The 17,106-nt window shown below is 69.5% G+C and carries 12 protein-coding genes and 1 pseudogene; 7 read left to right on the top strand and 6 right to left on the bottom strand.

Annotated features, from left to right (window positions below; all coding sequences use genetic code 11):
- Positions 1–16: 16 nt before the first annotated feature.
- Both H7F38_RS06485 and H7F38_RS06480 read right to left on the bottom strand, forming a co-directional pair.
- Complete coding sequence (locus H7F38_RS06485; RefSeq protein WP_187093363.1) at positions 17–550, bottom strand: DinB family protein; 534 nt, start codon at positions 548–550, stop codon at positions 17–19.
- A 159-nt stretch (positions 551–709) separates the two neighbouring features.
- Positions 710–2,554: a hypothetical protein gene (locus H7F38_RS06480; RefSeq protein WP_187093362.1), complete on the bottom strand. Its 1,845-nt coding sequence runs from the start codon at positions 2,552–2,554 to the stop codon at positions 710–712.
- Between the two features lie 295 nt (positions 2,555–2,849).
- Here H7F38_RS06480 and H7F38_RS06475 point away from each other — a divergent pair, with 295 nt between their 5' ends.
- Positions 2,850–3,593 carry a hypothetical protein gene (locus H7F38_RS06475; protein WP_187093361.1) on the top strand — a complete coding sequence of 248 codons (744 nt, stop codon included), beginning with the start codon at positions 2,850–2,852 and terminating at the stop codon, positions 3,591–3,593.
- Complete coding sequence (locus tag H7F38_RS06470; RefSeq protein WP_187093360.1) at positions 3,593–4,471, top strand: class F sortase; 879 nt, start codon at positions 3,593–3,595, stop codon at positions 4,469–4,471. Before H7F38_RS06475 ends, H7F38_RS06470 begins: the two co-directional genes overlap by 1 nt.
- 38 nt (positions 4,472–4,509) lie before the next feature.
- On the opposite strand, the gene H7F38_RS06465 is transcribed toward H7F38_RS06470, so the two are convergent.
- Complete coding sequence (locus H7F38_RS06465; RefSeq protein ID WP_187093359.1) at positions 4,510–6,183, bottom strand: bifunctional 3'-5' exonuclease/DNA polymerase; 1,674 nt, start codon at positions 6,181–6,183, stop codon at positions 4,510–4,512.
- Between the two features lie 137 nt (positions 6,184–6,320).
- Here H7F38_RS06465 and H7F38_RS06460 point away from each other — a divergent pair, with 137 nt between their 5' ends.
- The 4 genes from H7F38_RS06460 to H7F38_RS06445 all read left to right on the top strand — a co-directional run bounded on the left by H7F38_RS06460 (position 6,321) and on the right by H7F38_RS06445 (position 11,164).
- On the top strand, positions 6,321–7,475 hold the full coding sequence (locus H7F38_RS06460; RefSeq protein ID WP_222618495.1) for an AI-2E family transporter: 1,155 nt from the start codon (positions 6,321–6,323) through the stop codon (positions 7,473–7,475).
- A 62-nt stretch (positions 7,476–7,537) separates the two neighbouring features.
- On the top strand, positions 7,538–9,229 hold the full coding sequence (locus H7F38_RS06455) for an FAD-dependent oxidoreductase (protein ID WP_187093357.1): 1,692 nt from the start codon (positions 7,538–7,540) through the stop codon (positions 9,227–9,229).
- Complete coding sequence (locus tag H7F38_RS06450) at positions 9,226–10,662, top strand: ATP-binding protein (RefSeq protein ID WP_187093356.1); 1,437 nt, start codon at positions 9,226–9,228, stop codon at positions 10,660–10,662. The genes H7F38_RS06455 and H7F38_RS06450 overlap by 4 nt, the downstream gene beginning before the upstream one ends.
- 154 nt (positions 10,663–10,816) lie before the next feature.
- A complete protein-coding gene (locus H7F38_RS06445) occupies positions 10,817–11,164 on the top strand; it encodes a UBP-type zinc finger domain-containing protein (RefSeq protein WP_187093355.1) in 348 nt (115 codons plus the stop codon).
- Between the two features lie 257 nt (positions 11,165–11,421).
- On the opposite strand, the gene H7F38_RS06440 is transcribed toward H7F38_RS06445, so the two are convergent.
- The gene (locus H7F38_RS06440; protein WP_187093354.1) at positions 11,422–12,795 is read right to left on the bottom strand and encodes a CoA transferase; all 1,374 of its coding nucleotides are present in this window, start codon (positions 12,793–12,795) and stop codon (positions 11,422–11,424) included.
- Between the two features lie 492 nt (positions 12,796–13,287).
- Positions 13,288–14,196: pseudogene (locus tag H7F38_RS06435) on the bottom strand (alpha/beta hydrolase); the annotation flags it as partial.
- A gap of 181 nt (positions 14,197–14,377) precedes the next feature.
- Between H7F38_RS06435 and H7F38_RS06430 the strand changes: the two are divergent.
- Positions 14,378–16,216: an acyl-CoA dehydrogenase gene (locus H7F38_RS06430; protein ID WP_187093352.1), complete on the top strand. Its 1,839-nt coding sequence runs from the start codon at positions 14,378–14,380 to the stop codon at positions 16,214–16,216.
- A 28-nt stretch (positions 16,217–16,244) separates the two neighbouring features.
- Here the strand turns inward: H7F38_RS06430 and H7F38_RS06425 are convergent, their stop codons facing one another.
- Positions 16,245–17,006, bottom strand: coding sequence for a bifunctional 2-polyprenyl-6-hydroxyphenol methylase/3-demethylubiquinol 3-O-methyltransferase UbiG (locus H7F38_RS06425; RefSeq protein WP_187093351.1), 762 nt, complete (start codon positions 17,004–17,006; stop codon positions 16,245–16,247).
- Between the last annotated feature and the right edge of the window lie 100 nt (positions 17,007–17,106).

Below are 17,106 nucleotides of genomic sequence, written 5' to 3'. Positions count from 1 at the left end.
GAGCAGTGGCACGCCCTCAGCATTCCACGTCGTACAGGTGGTGCTCGATGTCGTGCAGGTAGTAGAGGCCAAGGGTCTCCATGGTGAAGACCGAACCGTTGCTCCGCCGGCCGGACCGGGACCACTGCTCGGGCGAAAGGTCGGTGAAGACGGACGCGGCGGTCCTGGCCCCCTCCTCGATCCGAGCCGCGACCTCGGCGGGATCGGCCTCCCAGTAACGCTTCTGCAGAGCCGTCTCGTCCTGGTTCCAGTTGACGAAGGCCGGATCGACGGAGTCCTGGATCAATTTCCCGCGCTGTGCGAACAGGGCATGTACATCGTTGACATGGCAGGCGTATTCCAGAGCGGACCAGACCTGCGGGGCCGGACGGACCGCGACGCGGGGACCCCGCAGCACGCTCTGCCATCGGGGGTTCGCGGCCAGGAGTCGTCCGGCGATCTGCGCACGTCCGACTGAACCGGAGTCGAAGCCGCACTCGGGACAGGCCCGCTGCAGCACCCACGTCCAGTCCTTGTCGTCGGGATCCGGGACGGCGGGGCCGGTGGTCATGGGCCGAACGATAGTCGGCGCCAGCCGCCTGACGACCGCAAGGTTGAGCGGTGACGTGCAGATTCACTGATGTGCAGATTCGGTGAGGTCGAGATTCGCGGAGGTCGAGATTCGGTGAGGTGCAGATTCGGTGAGGTGCAGATTCGGTGAGGTGCAGATTCAGTTCGGGGACACACGGAGCTTGAAGTTGGCCGCGGGACCGGCGTTCGGCCCGGCCAGCACCAGGTAGTAGCTTCCGGCCGCGAGAACGTCGGTCTGTCCGCGACCGCAGTTGGAGCGCCGCTCCGAGACCGGATGCCCGCCGCCGTCGAACACGCGCAGCGCCGCAGCGTCGCTCGCGGCCTCGTCGCCGCGACCGCCACCAGGGCAGGGCGCAGCCCGGATCGACAGCCCAGCAGCGGATGTCACGTCCAGCAGGTAGACCCGCCGGCCGCCGGCCGGCACGGACGTGTCCACCTGTGTCCCCAGCTCGAGACCCACCGGCGTCCCCACCGTGCCGAGTTGGAGCGCCGGCCAGTGGGCGGCGATCGCAGCCGGGAACGCAGGCTGCTCGGCGGACGCCGCGAGCTCGCCGTGATACTCCACGTAGCCCGAGTCGCCGGTCCGCGCCACGTCGAAGACACAGCTCGCGATGTCGCTCGTATTGGTCATCTCGGCAGCAGCACAGTACTTCTCGGCCGCCAGCGACGCGGCGGCACCGATCGCCGGGCCGGCGGCCTGGGGTACCGGCGCAGGCGGCACATCCGCGAACATCGACTCGCCGACCCTGACCCGCCAGCTCTGCACGATGGCGTCCGTCGTCAGGACCGCCGACGAGGTCGCCCGACCGAGGAAATCTCCGCGCGAACCCGTGGCGGCCGGGTCCGGCACCTCCGGCGCTGTACTCGCCACCACCGGCGCGGCCATCGGGCCGGCCTGCTCGGTTCCGAACAGCCCACCCACCGCAGCCGTCGGCAGATGGTCGACCACGGTCATGCCCAGAGCAGAGTCCGCCGCCATCGAGACCGTCTCGCCACCGGGCCACAGCACCACCACATCGACGACACCGTCGGGGCCGGGCGGCCACCAGCCGACGACCACTCCACCAGGGACGTCGATCTGCCGGAAGCTGCCTCTGGTGACGATCTGGACGCCCCCGACCAGGAGCTCTCCGGTCCGCCGGAACTCGATCCGGTGTCCTGACGCGCCGACCACGACGGCCGTGACCTCCGCGACGTCGGTCCGGTAGGGCATCGCTTCGGTCCGGATCTGTACCTGGTGGGCCGGATCACCCGTTCGTGCATCGAAATCTCCGAGTTGCTGGCTGGTCACCCGGATCCCGCCCGCGGTGATCAGGTGCGGATCGCCGGTCACGCCACCGGCGAACGGCGCCCGTCTGGTGACGAAATCGACCAGAGCGCCCATGTCGACGCCGGTCGATCTCACGGCCTCGTCGCGTGTCCGCGTCGGGTGGGCTCCGGCCGTGTGATCCCCACCCACCTCGAAATCTCCGAGCCAGTCGCCGCCGGGGCCGTAGACGACCCGCACCGCCGAGGTGCCACCGGTGACCGCGGTGTCGCCGGCCGGATCGACGCCGATGCAGGCCGCACGGCCAACTTTCGGACGTGGACCGCAGCCGACCATCGAACCGTCGGGCCCGACCCAGCGGTAGGCGCCGTCAGGCAGGAGCTCCGCCGCCGCACCGGGCCTGGACCCCTGCCATCGCACCAGCCCGTTGCCGGGCAACCTGACGGCCGGCTCCTGGCTGACGCCGTCCAACCACGCCAGCGACACGGCGGCCGGAAACGTCGGAGCCCCCGCCGTCGTGTCGGTGACCGAGACCAGCGGGCCGACACCCAGGGTGCGGGACGGGCTGGTGACCGGCCGCGGCGAGGACAGCGGCGAGGTGGCCGCACCGGTGGGTGCCGAGCCGCCCCCGCCCGAACAGGCGCTCAGCAGCAGAGCGGCGACCAGGAGACCGGTCCGCAGTGCCGACCGCCGACCCATCCGACTCGACCCGCTCACCTCGGCATCCTGTCCCCGCCCGTCGCTTGTCCACCTCGTGATCGGTGACGACCTCGACGGTGCCGACGACACCGTCGAGGAATTATCCCCATTGTCGGCCGGACGGCGTGGGCGGGCCGTCACCGGCATCCCGGGACCCTCCCGGGGAAGGCCATCCCCCGCCCGGTGGGTCTGTTCATCGGCAGAGGGTCACCAGTACAGTGCGGTGCTGCGTCACACTGCGATCCTGCTCACAGTCCGGCGCTGCTCGGCGACCAACGAACCCGAGGACCCCTCCTCCCACGAAAGGACCACCATGGCCAAGAGGGCACTCGCGCTGGTCGGGGCGACCGGATTGCTCCTGGGCGCAGCACTCCTGATGCCGGTGGCGGCCTCGGCGGCCCCCGTGACATCGCCCGGCACGTCGTCCCCTCCGGCTGCGGGCACGAATTTCATCTCCATGCTGCGTCCGGTGGCCTCCCGGTCGGCCTCGGCCAGTGGCGAGGCGTGGGTGTCGTTCACCGGCGACTCGGCCAGGTTCACCCTCCACGTCACCGGGCTCGCGGCCGGCACCCCGCACCTGTCGCACCTCGCCATCGGGGCCCGGGGTGCGTGCACCGCCGCGGCACCGGCCGAGGTGGCAGCTTCGCTGACGACCTCCGGAGACACGTCGGCGAATTCGGCCCTGGCGTCGACCCGCTACCCGACCGCGGCCGACTTCACCTACTCCCGGACCTTCACGGTCGACCCGGGGGTGGTGTCAGCCGTCAGGGCCGGCACTGCCGTACTGATCGTCAGGGGCGTCGTCGATGGCGGAACGCGGGCCGACGGCCCCTCGCTGTGCGGTGCCTTCGTTGCGTCACAGATGGTCACGACACCTCAGGGTGCCGCCGATACCGGCGGCGGCTCGGCGTCCGCGACCTCTCACCCGACCCTGCTGACACTCGGGATCACCGCACTGCTCGCCGCCGTCGTTGCCGCACTGGTGGCCCTCCGCCGGCGCAACGCGGCCCAATCCGTACCGGTGGTGGTGTCGAACGGCTTCCGGAGGACCATCTGATGACGAACGCACGACACCGCTTCACCCCGGCGAAGGGTCGGCGGGTTCCGGCGGTCGCAGCGCTCGCGCTGGCGATCATCGGAGCTCTGCTGATCACCCTGGCCGCCTGCAGCTCCCGCTCGGGCCCTCCGCAGCCCTCGGCAGCGGCGGCCGGCACCATCGGCGGCACCAGCGACGGCAGCTCGGCGAACGCTCCCGCGACCGCGGCCTCCGCTTCGGCGGCACCATCCACGTCCCCGGTCGCCACGCCGGGCTCCTCGGAATCGTCGGCATCGGTGGGCAAGAGCTCTCCAGCTCCGTCCACCAGCAAGGTCAACTCTTCATCCCCTGCGAAGACCGGCGTCGGCCCGGCCGGTCCCACCACCAAGATCGCGCCGCCGTCGTTCGCGAACGCGGCCAAGGGGCCGGTCATGCTTCCGTCGCAGCCGGTGTCGCTGAGCGTTCCGGCCATCGGCGTGAAGTCCGACCTGGTCACCCTCGGACTCAACCCAGACGGCACCGTGCAGGTGCCCTCGCTCGACGATCCGAGTTCCAAGGCCGGTTGGTACAAGAACTCGCCGACCCCAGGGTCGGTCGGTCCCTCGATCATCCTCGGACACATCGACTCCAAGAAGTACGGCCCCGGCGTCTTCTACGATCTGGGCAACCTCAAGCCGGGTGACGAGATCGACGTGAACCGTCAGGACGGCTCGGTCGCGGTGTTCAAGGTCGACGGCGTCCGGACCTATCCCAAGAGCGCCTTCCCGACGAGCGTCGTCTACGGCAACCTGGACCACGCCGGACTGCGCCTGATCACCTGCGGCGGCACCTTCGACCCGTCCATCAGCAGCTACGAGAGCAACATCGTCGCCTTCGCCAGCCTGGTGTCGACCCGCTAGTCACGCAGATCCTGACGGCAGCTTCCGTCGGGCCCGACCTACTTGGCATCTGCGTAGCAGTCGACCAGCACCGGTCGGACCGGGGTGGCCACCTTGCTACCCGGAAACACCAGGTCACGGGCCGACTCGGCGGCCGCGACCGTCAGGGAAGCCACCTCCTGCGCTGATTCGACCGGGCAGTGCACGACCAGCTCGTCGTGCTGGAAGAACACCAGCTCGGCCCCCGGAACGCTCCGCAGGTCCCGGCGCAGCCCGGAGAGCCAGACCCCGGCCCAATCGGCGGCCGACCCCTGCACCACGAAGTTCCGGGTGAACCGTCCGCGGTCCCTGGCGATCTGCCGCGCCCGACGCTCCTGGGCCGGGGTGGCATCGGGTAGCGACCCGGCCTGCAGCAGGTCCCACCAGTCCGGTCCGGGCCGGGGGCTGGTCCTTCCGAGGACGGAGGCGACGACCCCGCCGAGCTCGCCCTGCCGGGCCGCGTCCTCGACGCAGGCCATCGCGACCGGGTAGCGGCGCCGCAAGGTGGGCAGCAGTCGGCCGGCCTCGCCGGAGGTCGCCCCGTACATCGCCCCCAGCATGGCCATCTTCGCGTGGGCCCGATCGCCGCCGAAGCCGTCGTCGGCGAGTGCGGTGTAGAGGTCGTTCTGCTGGGAGAAGCGCGCCAGCAGCGGATCTCGTGAGATCGCGGCCAGCACCCTGGGTTCCAGCTGCGCCGCGTCGGCCACCACGAAGGTGCGCCCGGGCTCCGCGATCACCGCCTGCCGCACCAGCTTCGGGATCTGCAGGGCGCCACCGCCTCTGGCGGCCCATCGGCCGGAGACCACACCACCGGGCAGGTAGCCGGCGTGAAAACGCCCGTCGCGCACCCATTCCGCCAGCCAGCTCCACCCGTTGGCGGTCCACAGCCGGGAGAGTTCCTTGTAGGCCAGAACCGGGGCCGTCGCCGGATGGTCGATCTCCCGGATCACCCAGGAGCGCGTGTTCTCGATCTCGAAGCCGGCCCGCTGGTACGCGGCCCGCAGATCGGCCGCCGAATCGGGATTGACCGGGCTGCCGAAGGCCTCGACGATCTGGGCGGCGAGGGCAGTCAGGCGCTCAGGTCGGACCCCGGTCGGCGGGCGCGGCCCGAGCGCCCCGGTCAGGATCCGATCCAGTACGTCGGCCCGCAGCGGGAGACCGATCAGACCCATCTCGACGGCGGCCAGTGCGGCGGCGGACTCGGCCGCCAGCAACAACTTCAGCGGATTGTTCGACCCGGTTCGCCTCACCTGGTCCGCGTACGCCTCACGGACGGCGGTCAGCGGATCGACCGCATCGGCGCCCGGACCGGACTCGAACAGCGCCGGGTGCCGGGCGGTCGCGCCGACGGTCGGTTCGCCGACGCGGTCGGGTGGAACAGGGAGTGAATGGCGGCGCGCATGGACGGCTGCCGCGGACCAGGGCTCCCCGTGGCGCCCGGCCCGGCCGAGCAGGATCTTCTCCGTCAGACTGACGTCGTGGCATCGGGAGGGTGTGAAGCCGGCCGCCAGCAACGGCGCATAGATCGGCTCGGTGGTGTCCCACACCCAGCGGGTCCCGTCGGATTCCCAGCGCCGCAACGCATCTGCCGTCTTCACCAGTTCGGGTTCGGCCAGCGGGGACCCGTCGCCGGCGAGGGTCTGCACCTGCCAGGACGGACCGGCCGGCGCCAGGGCGACGATCACACCCTTCATTGTCCCGTGTGCGCAGGCCGTCCCGGGCCGCCGGCGTCCGGCGCCCGCCCGCGGCGTCCATCCCGGTGACAGATGGTTGGCGATGCTATGCAACGGGTACTGCTGGTCGTTCCACATTCCACGAGGTCGGAGACATGATGAGCGAGTCCACGAACGTCGGTGCGAGCCCACAGCACACGCCGGAACCCGGCGAGCACCTGCTTCCCGCCGAGTACGCGGCCGCCCGGATGAGCACCGACGACCAACCGATGGGCCGGCCGGGAAAGCCGTTCGACCGTCGATCACCGTTCTTCTTCGGCATGTTCGGGGCGGCCGGCGTGGCCGTCACGTACGGGGTCATCCTGCTGCTCGACACGGCCAGGCCGATCCTGATCCTGATCGGCCTCGCGGTGTTCCTGGCCGTCGGGCTGGAACCGGCCGTCAAGTTCCTGGTGCGGCGGCGGCTACCACGCTGGGCCTCCGTGGTGATCGTCCTCGTCGTCATCCTGGCGATCATCGGCGGGTTCCTCGCGGCCGCCATCCCGGCCCTGGTCAGCCAGGGGTCGTCGCTGGTCAAGAGCATCCCGATCTGGGTGCAGCAGGCCAACGACCACCACTCCCTGCTGGGCCGGATCAACGACCAGTTCGGGCTCGAGACCAAGATCCAGGCGCTGCTCAAGACGTCGTCCTCGACCATCGCCAACGGGCTCGTGGGCGCGGGGGTCGCCGTGTTCGGCGCCGTCAGCGACACCCTGATCGTGCTCGTCCTGACGGCCTACTTCCTCGCCGACATGCCCCGGATCCGGCGGCTGGCCTACCGGCTCTTCCCCCACAGCCGGCGACCGCGCGCCATCCTGATCGGGGACGACATCGCCGACAAGGTCGGCGGATACGTGCTGGGCAACCTCGTCATCTCGGTGATCGCCGGTGCGCTGACCTTCGGTTGGCTGCTGGCCTTCGGAGTGCCGTACGCCTTCCTGCTGTCCATCATGGTCGCCCTGCTGGACCTCGTCCCGGTAGTGGGTTCGACCATCGCCGGCGTGGTCGTCGCACTCGTCTGCCTGACGGTGTCGCTGCCGGTGGCGGTGGGCACGGTGGCGTTCTTCGTCGTCTACCGGCTCCTGGAGGACTACCTGCTGGTGCCGAGGATCATCGGACGGGCCGTCGAGGTCCCCGCGTTGGTGACGGTGGTCGCGGTGCTGGTCGGTGGGGCCCTGCTCGGGGTGCTCGGTGCGCTGGTTGCGATCCCGGTGGCCGCGGCGCTGCAACTCCTGCTGCGCGAAGTCTGGCTCCCGCGTCAGGACCGCGCCTGACCTGCCGGACCGGCCCGCTATCGTGACCCGGTGACCTGCATCCAGACCCGGCTGCCTCGTTCGTGACCTCGCCGGCCGTCCAGCCAGGCGTCCGCCCGCCGGCGCGCGCGGCCATCCTGACGGTCGACGACGACCCGGCCGTCTCCCGCGCGATCGCCAGGGACCTGCGCAGAAACTACGGCGAGAGATACCGGATCGTCCGCGCCGAATCCGGCGAGGCGGCGCTCGAGGCCCTCCGGGAGATGAAGCTCCGCGGCGACGAGGTGGCAGTCCTGCTGGCCGACTACCGGATGCCGCAGATGAGCGGGATCGAATTTCTCGAGCAGGCGATGGACCTCTTCCCGTGGGCCCGGCGCGTGCTGCTGACCGCCTATGCCGACACCGGCGCGGCCATCGAGGCCATCAACGTGGTCGACCTGGACCACTACCTGCTCAAGCCGTGGGATCCGCCGGAGGAGAAGTTCTATCCCGTCATCGACGCCCAGCTCGATTCGTGGCTGGCCGCCGACCGCCGGCCGGTCTCGGAGATCAAGGTCGTCGGGCACCGCTGGTCGGCCCGCTCCTCGGAGGTGCGAGAGTTCCTGGCCCGCAACCAGATCTCCTACCGGTGGTTCTCCAGCGAGGAGCCAGAGGGGGTCCGCCTGCTGGCCGCCGCCGAGACCGATTCGACACGCCTCCCGATCGTCATCTCCCCGGACGGCACCGTCAGCGTCCAGCCGACCGACACCGAACTGGCCATGACGGTCGGGATGACCACGTCACCGGAGGGCAATTTCTACGACATCGTGGTCATCGGCGGAGGGCCGGCCGGGCTCGGCGCCGCGGTCTACGGCGCGTCCGAAGGTCTGCGGACGGTCCTGGTGGAGCGCACCGCGACGGGCGGACAGGCCGGCCAGAGCTCGCTCATCGAGAACTACCTCGGGTTCCCGGACGGCGTCTCCGGGGCGCAGCTCACCGAACGCGCCCGGAGACAGGCCACCAGGTTCGGGGCCGAGTTGATCACCACCCGGGACGTGGTCGGGCTCGAGGTCAACGGGTCGGCCCGCACCGTCCGGTTCGCCGACGGCGCGTCGATCGACGCCCATTCCGTCATCCTGGCCACCGGTGTCGCCTATCGGCAGCTGACGGCTCCTGGACTGCAGGACTTCACGGGCATCGGCGTCTTCTACGGGTCCGCGATGACGGAGGCTCCGCGGTGCGCCTCGCAGGACGTCTACATCGTCGGCGGAGCCAACTCCGCGGGTCAGGCGGCCATCTATCTCGCCAGGTCCGCGAGGAACGTGACGATCGTGGTGCGGGGGAGTTCGCTCGAGGCTTCCATGTCGTACTACCTGATCCAGCAGATCGCCACCGTCCCGAACATCCACGTCCGGACCGGTAGCGAGGTGATCGAGGCCGCCGGTTCCGACCACCTCGAGCGCCTGACGTTGCGTGACAGCAACACCGGCGAGACCGAGACCGTCGAAAGCGGATGGCTTTTCATCTTCGCCGGGGCGGCCCCGCACACGCACTGGCTCGACGGCGTCGTGCTGCGGGACGACCACGGGTTCGTGCTGGCCGGTCCCGATCTCGCCCCCGACGGCCGCCCTCCGGGGTGGACACTGGACAGGGCGCCCTATCACCTGGAGACCAGCGTGCCCGGGGTGTTCGTGGCCGGCGACGCGCGAGCCGAGTCGGCGAAGCGGGTGGCCTCCGCGGTCGGCGAGGGCGCCATGGCCGTGATGTTCGTGCACCGCTACCTGGAGAAGCTATGAGCGTCCGCACCGATCCTGTTCCCTGTGACATCGACGAGCTGCGAACACTTTTCCTGTTCGAGAAGCTTAATGACGAGCAGTTGCAATGGTTGTGCGAGCACGGGCACACCATTCACGCAGAGCCGGGCCAGGTCTACACCGAGGGCGAGACGGCGGCCTGCTTCTACGTGCTGCTCGAGGGCACTCTGGTGCTGTCGCGGCTGATCGGCGGCGGCGACGTCGAGATGACCAGGACCGGCCAGGTCGGTGCCTACACGGGCGCCTGGCAGGCCTACCTGGGCGATCGTGCTCCGCAGGCCTACAACCACTCGATGCGCGTCGTCGTCCCGTCACGCCTGCTGGTGCTGGACGCCAGGGACCTCGCTCTGATCATGCAGGACTGGTTCCCGATGGCGGTGCATCTTCTCGAGGGCCTGTTCTGGGGCCAGCAGAACATGCGTCAGGTGACCGATCAGCGAGAACGTCTGCTGGCATTGGGTTCTCTGTCGGCCGGACTGACCCACGAGCTCAACAATCCGGCCGCCGCGGCGGTCCGCGCGACGTCGGTTCTGCGCGACCGGGTCGCCGGAATGCGTCACAAGCTGGGCGCGATCGCCGCCGGTCCGTGGGATCGGATGACGATGGAGCAGCTGATGAAGCTGCAGGAGAAGGCCGTGGAACAGGTGGCCAAGGCCCCGACCCTGAGCCCGATGGAGGCCTCCGACCGCGAGGACGCACTCGGCGAGTGGTTCTCCGATCATGGAATCGTCGGCGGCTGGGACCTCGCCCCGACGTTCGTGCAGGCCGGGCTCGCCGCCGACTGGCTCGACGACGTCGAAGCCGTGGTTGCGCCGGACGTGCTCGAAGGCGCGGTCCGCTGGATCAACTACAGCGTCGAGACGGAACTGCTGATGAACGAGATCGAGGACTCGGTCACCCGGATCTCGACCCTGGTGGCATCGGCCAAGCAGTACTCGCAGCTGGATCGCGCTCCGTTCCAGGTGGTCGACGTGCACGAACTGCTGGAGGCCACCCTGCTGATGCTGAGCGCCAAGATCGGCAAGCAGATCAGGGTGGTCAAGGACTACGACCGGACCCTCCCGCAGGTCTCGGCCTACGCCTCCGAGCTGAACCAGGTCTGGACCAACATCATCGACAACGCGATCCAGGCGATGGCCGGGGTCGGCACGCTGACGATCCGCACCGCCCGTGCGGACGATTCGATGCTGGTCGAGATCGGCGACACCGGGCCAGGTGTGCCCCAGGACATCAGGAGCCGCATCTTCGAGCCGTTCTTCACCACGAAGCCGGTGGGCCAGGGGACGGGGCTGGGTCTGGACATCTCGTGGCGCATCATCGTCGAGAAGCACCACGGCGATCTGAGGCTCGTCCCGGCTCCGGGGGACACCAGATTCCAGATCCGACTGCCCCTGGTCTCCGCCGAACGCCCCTGACCCACCTGCCCCCGCCTCCCGACCCCCTACCCGGCGCATCCAGAAGGACCCGGCGCATCCAATTCGCCCCGAAATCGGTCGCCAGGCCAGCGAAACGGACGTTCGAACACATGCGCAGCGAACCGAAGCACCGCCGAGACCCAGGAGATGCAACATGAGCGAGATCGAAGGAATCAACGTCACGGCCGCGCCCTCCGGGACCGGCTGCGTGGAATGCGACGCCGTCGGCGGCTGGTGGTTCCACCTGCGACGGTGCGCGGACTGCGGCCACATCGGCTGCTGCGACAGCTCGCCGGCCCAGCACGCGAGCGCTCACGCGAAGACGACCGGGCACCCGTTCATCCGGAGCTTCGAGCCGGGCGAGGAATGGTTCTACAACTACGCCGACGACCAGATGTACGAAGGCCCGGAACTCGCGCCGCCGACCAGTCACCCCCTGGACCAACCCACGCCTGGGCCGGCCGGGCGGGTGCCGGAGGACTGGCAGGATCGGATCCACTGACGCTCGGGCCACCCCCGGAGCGATGCGCGCATCTGTCGGGGCGTTGCCTGCCCTCAGCCAGGTGATGTCGTCGGCGGGGGCCCGGTCGGTGTCGTCGGGCCGAAATCCGTTGTCCTGATTGATGCGGGTGATGTCGAGGTAGGTTGCCGGCGCTGATCTGTGCGTTGGAGGTCGAGCGCGCGAACGGCAAGTCCGGACAGGTCCAGGACCTGCCCGGCGACGTCTGACCCAGGATCATGAGACCCGACGTACCGGAGTCACCACCAGGCCGGGACGGCAGATCCGAGCGGCGCGGCCCTGACGGAGAAGGACATCTCGGCGGCCCCGACGGTCACCGGACCCGGAAGCCGGTGACCCGGGCCCCAGAATGTTTCCTCGGCCATGGCGCCACCCAGGTCGGGCGCCGTGATCAAATCCTCGTCACGGTCGGACTTGAAGTCCTGCAGGAACATTGCAGTCCGGGCGAGCGAGACCCGGCTGACACTTCCCAGTCCCGTCCGTCGACGCTCGGACAGTCCCCGCAGGGCCGCGGTGGCCGCGAGGTACCCGGTCGCGTGGTCGAGCGCCTGCACCGGTAGCGGGGTGGGGGCCGCATCGGCGTCGCCATCCACGGGACAGGCGATGCCGGTGCTCATCTGGACCAGCGAATCGAACCCACGCCGCGCGCGCCACGGGCCCGACCAGCCGTAGGCGTCGAGCATCACCTCGACCAACCCCGGACGCGCAGCGTGCAGCTCCCGCTCGCCGAGACCGAGGCGATCCATCGCACCCGGTCGGTAACCGTGGATCAGCACGTCGGCACTCGCGAGCAGTGCCAGCAGGTCGGCCCGATTCCGCCGCAGATCCATTCGAGCGCAATGCTTTCCGATCGTCATCTCGACCTCGAGGGATGATTCGCCCCGGTCGACCGGGTCGACCCGCAACACCTGCGCGCCGAACCCGGCCAGCCACCGGGTGGCGGCCGGTCCGGCCAGCACCCTCGTCAGGTCGAGGACCTTCAGCCCGGCCAGCGGGCGGGCCGCTGGACCGGGATCGGTGGGGGAGCCGGTGATGTCGGTGAAAACCCTGGCCAGGATCGGTTCGTGGGCCACCGCCATGCCCTGGTGGTGGTTGCGCCACAGCTCCGGGGTGCGGAGCTGTGCCGCGCACCCGCCCGCATCGACGACCGCCGATTCCAGCCGTTCGCCGGCCCAATCCAGGACCCGCGTGGCGACGGTCCCCCGGTCCGCCGGACGGGCCCCTGTTGCAGCAATGCCCAAGACCTCCAGGGCCACCACCCGATGACGAAAATCGTTGGTATGCAACCTGATCCAGCCATCGGCGCACCGGTAGTCGCCGGCGATCAGGTCCCAGGGCGGAGGCGGCTCCCATCCCCGCGGCCGGAAGGTGGATCCGAACCAGGCACCGGCGAGCCCTCGGTCCACCGCAACCGGCGGGCATCGTCCGGACGGGGCGGCGAATTCGGCGAGGGCGAGCCCGGCGCAGCCGACCACGGCAGCGGCCAGGTCATTGACCGGATAGCGCGAACTCAGCACCCTTGATCCGTCGAAGGAAACGTGTTCGACCAGCTCCGCGGACCCACCGACGGCCGACCACAGGTGCTCGAACAGCGTGCGATCGATCCAGGTCATGAGTGCGATCGTCCCACCGCCCCCTGACGGACTCCGGCGGGCCCGGTTGCTTCCTGTACCTGACGGTCCCGCGACGACCTCCAGGCGCCGGCAGCGTGTTCACTCCAGGGAGCGCCGGATCTCCGCGAGCCGGTCCCTGGCCGCCTGTTCCCGCGCTTCGCGTTGCTGATCGGCGGTGATGACCGCCCGGTGCTCGGCGGCCGCCTTGCTCGCCGCTTCGCGGGCCGCAGCCGCCTCGGCCAGTTCGGCGCTGCCGGTCGCGGTCGCGAGCCGACCCTCGATCCGGTCACGCACGTAGTCCAGGCTCGGAACCCCCGCAGCGGAGTAGTCCGGAGCGGGCGAGACCGCCGGGGACGACCCGATCGAGATCGCCGGGGACGACCCGGGCGTCGTGGTCTCGACGATTTCGGCGTCGAACACGTCCTCGTCGTCGTCCAGCGGCGGCGGCACGGCGTCCGGCGGCCTAGGCGACCCGGCATCCCCCGCCCGGGCCAGGCCGATCTCCAGCGCGGACAACGAACGCGCCAGGGCGGCCGCGGCCGACGGAACCCATTGCGCGTAGCCGATGAACCCGTGGGTCAGCCCGTCGTGCAGCCGCAGTTCGACGTCACTGCCGCCGGCGTGCAACAGCTCCGCATACAGAGCTCCGTCGTCTCGGAGCGGGTCGAATCCCGCGGTGGCGATGTAGGCCGGCGGGAGGCCCGTCAGGTCACCCCGGGCCGGGACCACACCGGCCGGAAAGCTCGACGGGTCGCTGTCGCCGGTGTAGCAGTGCTGGAACAGCAACATGTCGGCGCGATTGAGGATCGGCGCCTCCGCGTTGTCCGTCATCGACGGAAGGTCCGGGTCCAGGGACGTGGCCGGGTACCACAACAGCTGGAAGCGCAGGGCCGGCCCGCCGTGATCCCGGGCCATCTGGGCGACCACCGCGGCGAGGTTCCCACCGGCCGAGTCGCCGGCCACCGCGAGCCGCGCGGGATCGCCGCCCAGCTCGGCGGCGTGTTCGGCCACCCACTGCAGCGCCGACCAGGCGTCCTCCACCGCCGCCGGGTACGGATGCTCCGGAGCCAACCGGTAGTCGACCGAGACCACGACGGCATCGGTCTGCCGGGCGACCTCGCGCGCGAGGTGGTCGTGGGTGTCCAGGTTGCCGATCGTCCAGCCGCCGCCGTGGAACAGCACGACCACCGCAGCGCCGGTCGCCCCGGGATCCGGCCGGTAGATCCGCGCCCCGAGACCACCGCAGATCGTGCGGTCGGAGACATCGGCGATCACGACCGGACTGGGGGTCAGCGCGGCCCGCTCGAGGTACAACGCCCGGAAGCGCTCGACCCCCACGTCGGAGATGTGATCGAAGGTCACCCTGTCGAACAGGGCCTGCAGTGCCGGGTCCAGATCCATGACGGCAAGTCTTGCATCCGCGCTGTGGCCAGGATCACCCAGGAAGGTCACATGCGACCGACCTTGCCTAAGTTACTCGCCAGTAATAACCTGTTGCTACTCGCCGGTAACTTGTCGCTTCGACCCGTCCGGCGCTCCCCGTTGCTGACGGCAAGTGAATTGATGACAGGAGCATTGCATCGTGAGTCATTACCGTTCCAACCTTCGCGACCTGGAGTTCAACCTCTTCGAGGTCTTCGGGTCCGGTGATCGCATGGGCACGGCCCCGTTCGCCGAGATGGACCCGGAAACCGCCCGCAGCGTCCTGACCGAGTTGGAGAAGGTCGCCTCCGGCCCCCTCGCCGCCTCCTTCGTCGAGTCCGACCGCAATCCGCCCGTCTACGACCCGACCACCTACTCGGTGAGCCTGCCCGAGTCGTTCCGGAAGTCGTTCAGGACGATGATGGACGGCGACTGGTGGAGGCTGGAACTGCCGTCGGAGCTCGGTGGTTACGGTGCACCGCCGACGATGCGCTGGGCCGCCGCCGAGCTCATCCTCGGCGCCAATCCGGGATTGTTCATGTACGGCGCCGGGCCCAACTTCGCCAAGGTCGTCCACGATCTGGGGACACCGGACCAGAAGAAGATCGCCCAGCTGATGTGGGACCGCCTCTGGGGTTCCACCATGGTGCTCACCGAACCCGACGCGGGCTCCGACGTCGGCGCCGGCCGGACGAAGGCCATCCTCCAGGAGGACGGCAGCTGGCACCTCGAGGGCGTCAAGCGGTTCATCACGTCGGGCGACCAGGACATGACGGAGAACATCATCCACCTGGTGCTGGCTCGCCCGGAGGGCCCCGGCATCGAGACCCGGCCGGGCACCAAGGGTCTCAGTCTCTTCATCGTGCCGAAGTGCCACTTCGACCCGGAGACGGGTGAGAGTGGCGAGCGCAACGGCGCTTTCGTCACCGGTGTCGAGCACAAGATGGGACTGAAGGTCTCGGCCACCTGCGAACTCAGCTTCGGACTCAACGGCACGCCCGCCGTCGGCCTCCTGGTCGGCGAGGTCCACGACGGGATCGCCCAGATGTTCCACGTCATCGAGTACGCCCGGATGATGGTGGGCACCAAGGCGATCGCCACCCTGTCGACCGGATACCTGAACGCTCTGGAATACGCCAAGGAGCGTGTCCAGGGCGCGGACCTGACGAGGTCCGGCGACAAGACTGCGCCGCGGGTACGGATCATCCAGCACCCGGACGTACGCCGAATCCTGTTGAAGCAGAAGTCCTACGCCGAGGGTCTGCGTGCCACCTACCTGTACACCGGGAGCTGGCAGGACCGGATCGCCTGCGAGGAGGGCGATGTCGCACTGGCCAAGAAGGTCAACGACCTCCTGCTGCCGATCGTCAAGGGCGTCGGGTCCGAACGTGCCTACGAGAACCTCGCGCTGTCGCTCCAGGTCTACGGCGGCTCCGGATACACCCAGGACTACCCGATCGAGCAGTACATCCGGGACGCCAAGATCGACACGCTCTACGAGGGCACGACCGCGATCCAGGCGCAGGACTTCTTCTTCCGCAAGATCATCAAGGACAACGGCGCCGCGCTGTCGGTGATCGCCGGCGAGATCGGCGATTTCCTGACGACGCAGAGCACCGAGGGCAGTCGGCACAAGGAGGAACTGGCCCTGCTGGGGACGGCACTGACCGACTTCCAGGGCATGGTCGGCGCTCTCATCGGCTACGCGATGGCCTCGGGCCAGAATCCGGCCAGTCTGTACAAGATCGGCGAGCACGCGGTGTCGCTCCTGATGAGCGCCGGCGATCTGCTGATCGGCTACCTGCTCGTCAAGCAGTCGGTGATCGCCCAGGCGGCGCTGGACGCCGGCGCAGCCGCCAAGGATCTCGACTTCTACGCCGGCAAGCTGGCGGTCGCGCATTGGTTCTCACGCAACGTCCTGCCGGAGCTCGCCTCCCGCCGGGCCATCCTGGAGGCGGCGGACAGCTCCCTCATGGAGGTGCCGGAAGGCGCGTTCTGACGCTGCTTCGCGGTGGGCCGGGCGCAGATCAGGGGCGCCCGGCCACGAAGATCAGCTCGGGGCTCGCCGGGTGCACCGGACCGCGACTCCAGTCCCCGTAGAGCGCACCGACCTCGAAGCCGGCCCGCGACAGGGACTCCTGCACCTCGGACCGGGTCCGGAAGCGCAGGGTGCTCGTCGCGGTCAGTTCCCTGGGCAGATCCGAGAGATCACCCGGCCCGCTGATGATGTTGTGGCCCTCGAAATCGACCAGCCCGGGGCGCACGCCGGTGACCTCGACCCACGACTGGAATGACCCTCCGTCGGGCAGCGGATACTCGCCGAGGGTGCTATCCCGGTTCCACCGGTTCCATCCCGCCGATTCCGGGTTGCGCGTCTCGAACGCGAGGTGGCCTCCCGGGCGGAGCGCACGAAGACAATTCCGGAGCGCTGCGTCCCAGTCGTCGTCGTCCAGGAAGACCTGCGCGACGTGGCCCGTCATCACCACCAGGTCCGCCGATTCCGGCGCCAGCGCCGAAGCATCCCCGCAGACCCAGTCGACCCGCTCCCCGCCCGGCCGGGTCCTGGCGTACTCCAGCATCGCGCGCGCCGGATCGACGCCGGTCGTCATCGCGCCCGCCGCGGCCAGGTCACAGGCCAGCACGCCCGTTCCGCAGCCGAGATCGATCACGCTCCGGGCGCCGAGCTCCGCCGTCAGCGCCAGATAGAAGTCGACGTCCTGACGTCCGCTGTTCTCGATGTCATACAGGGACACCAGCAATTCGTCGGTGTAGTGGAGGTCCAGCTGCATGTCCGCACCGTATCCGGGTCGGCCAGCGGATTATCGGGGAACCTCACCGCGAGGACGCAGGCTACCGGACCGATGCGCCGCGGGGTGGCGGAACTGCCAC

This window comes from Nakamurella sp. PAMC28650, assembly GCF_014303395.1.
Taxonomy (GTDB): domain Bacteria; phylum Actinomycetota; class Actinomycetes; order Mycobacteriales; family Nakamurellaceae; genus Nakamurella.
Note: the sequence above shows the minus strand (reverse complement) of the source record. Positions and strands in the feature narration are given on the sequence as shown.

Bases quoted from the DNA above. Each gene is read 5' to 3' on its own strand.
- H7F38_RS06470 (WP_187093360.1), top strand. From the start codon at position 3,593: ATGACGAACGCACGACACCGCTTCACCCCGGCGAAGGGTCGGCGGGTT.
- H7F38_RS06485 (WP_187093363.1), bottom strand. From the start codon at position 550: ATGACCACCGGCCCCGCCGTCCCGGATCCCGACGACAAGGACTGGACG.
- H7F38_RS06465 (WP_187093359.1), bottom strand. From the start codon at position 6,183: ATGAAGGGTGTGATCGTCGCCCTGGCGCCGGCCGGTCCGTCCTGGCAG.
- H7F38_RS06425 (WP_187093351.1), bottom strand. From the start codon at position 17,006: ATGCAGCTGGACCTCCACTACACCGACGAATTGCTGGTGTCCCTGTAT.
- H7F38_RS06445 (WP_187093355.1), top strand. From the start codon at position 10,817: ATGAGCGAGATCGAAGGAATCAACGTCACGGCCGCGCCCTCCGGGACC.
- H7F38_RS06460 (WP_222618495.1), top strand. From the start codon at position 6,321: ATGAGCGAGTCCACGAACGTCGGTGCGAGCCCACAGCACACGCCGGAA.
- H7F38_RS06475 (WP_187093361.1), top strand. From the start codon at position 2,850: ATGGCCAAGAGGGCACTCGCGCTGGTCGGGGCGACCGGATTGCTCCTG.
- H7F38_RS06440 (WP_187093354.1), bottom strand. From the start codon at position 12,795: ATGACCTGGATCGATCGCACGCTGTTCGAGCACCTGTGGTCGGCCGTC.
- H7F38_RS06450 (WP_187093356.1), top strand. From the start codon at position 9,226: ATGAGCGTCCGCACCGATCCTGTTCCCTGTGACATCGACGAGCTGCGA.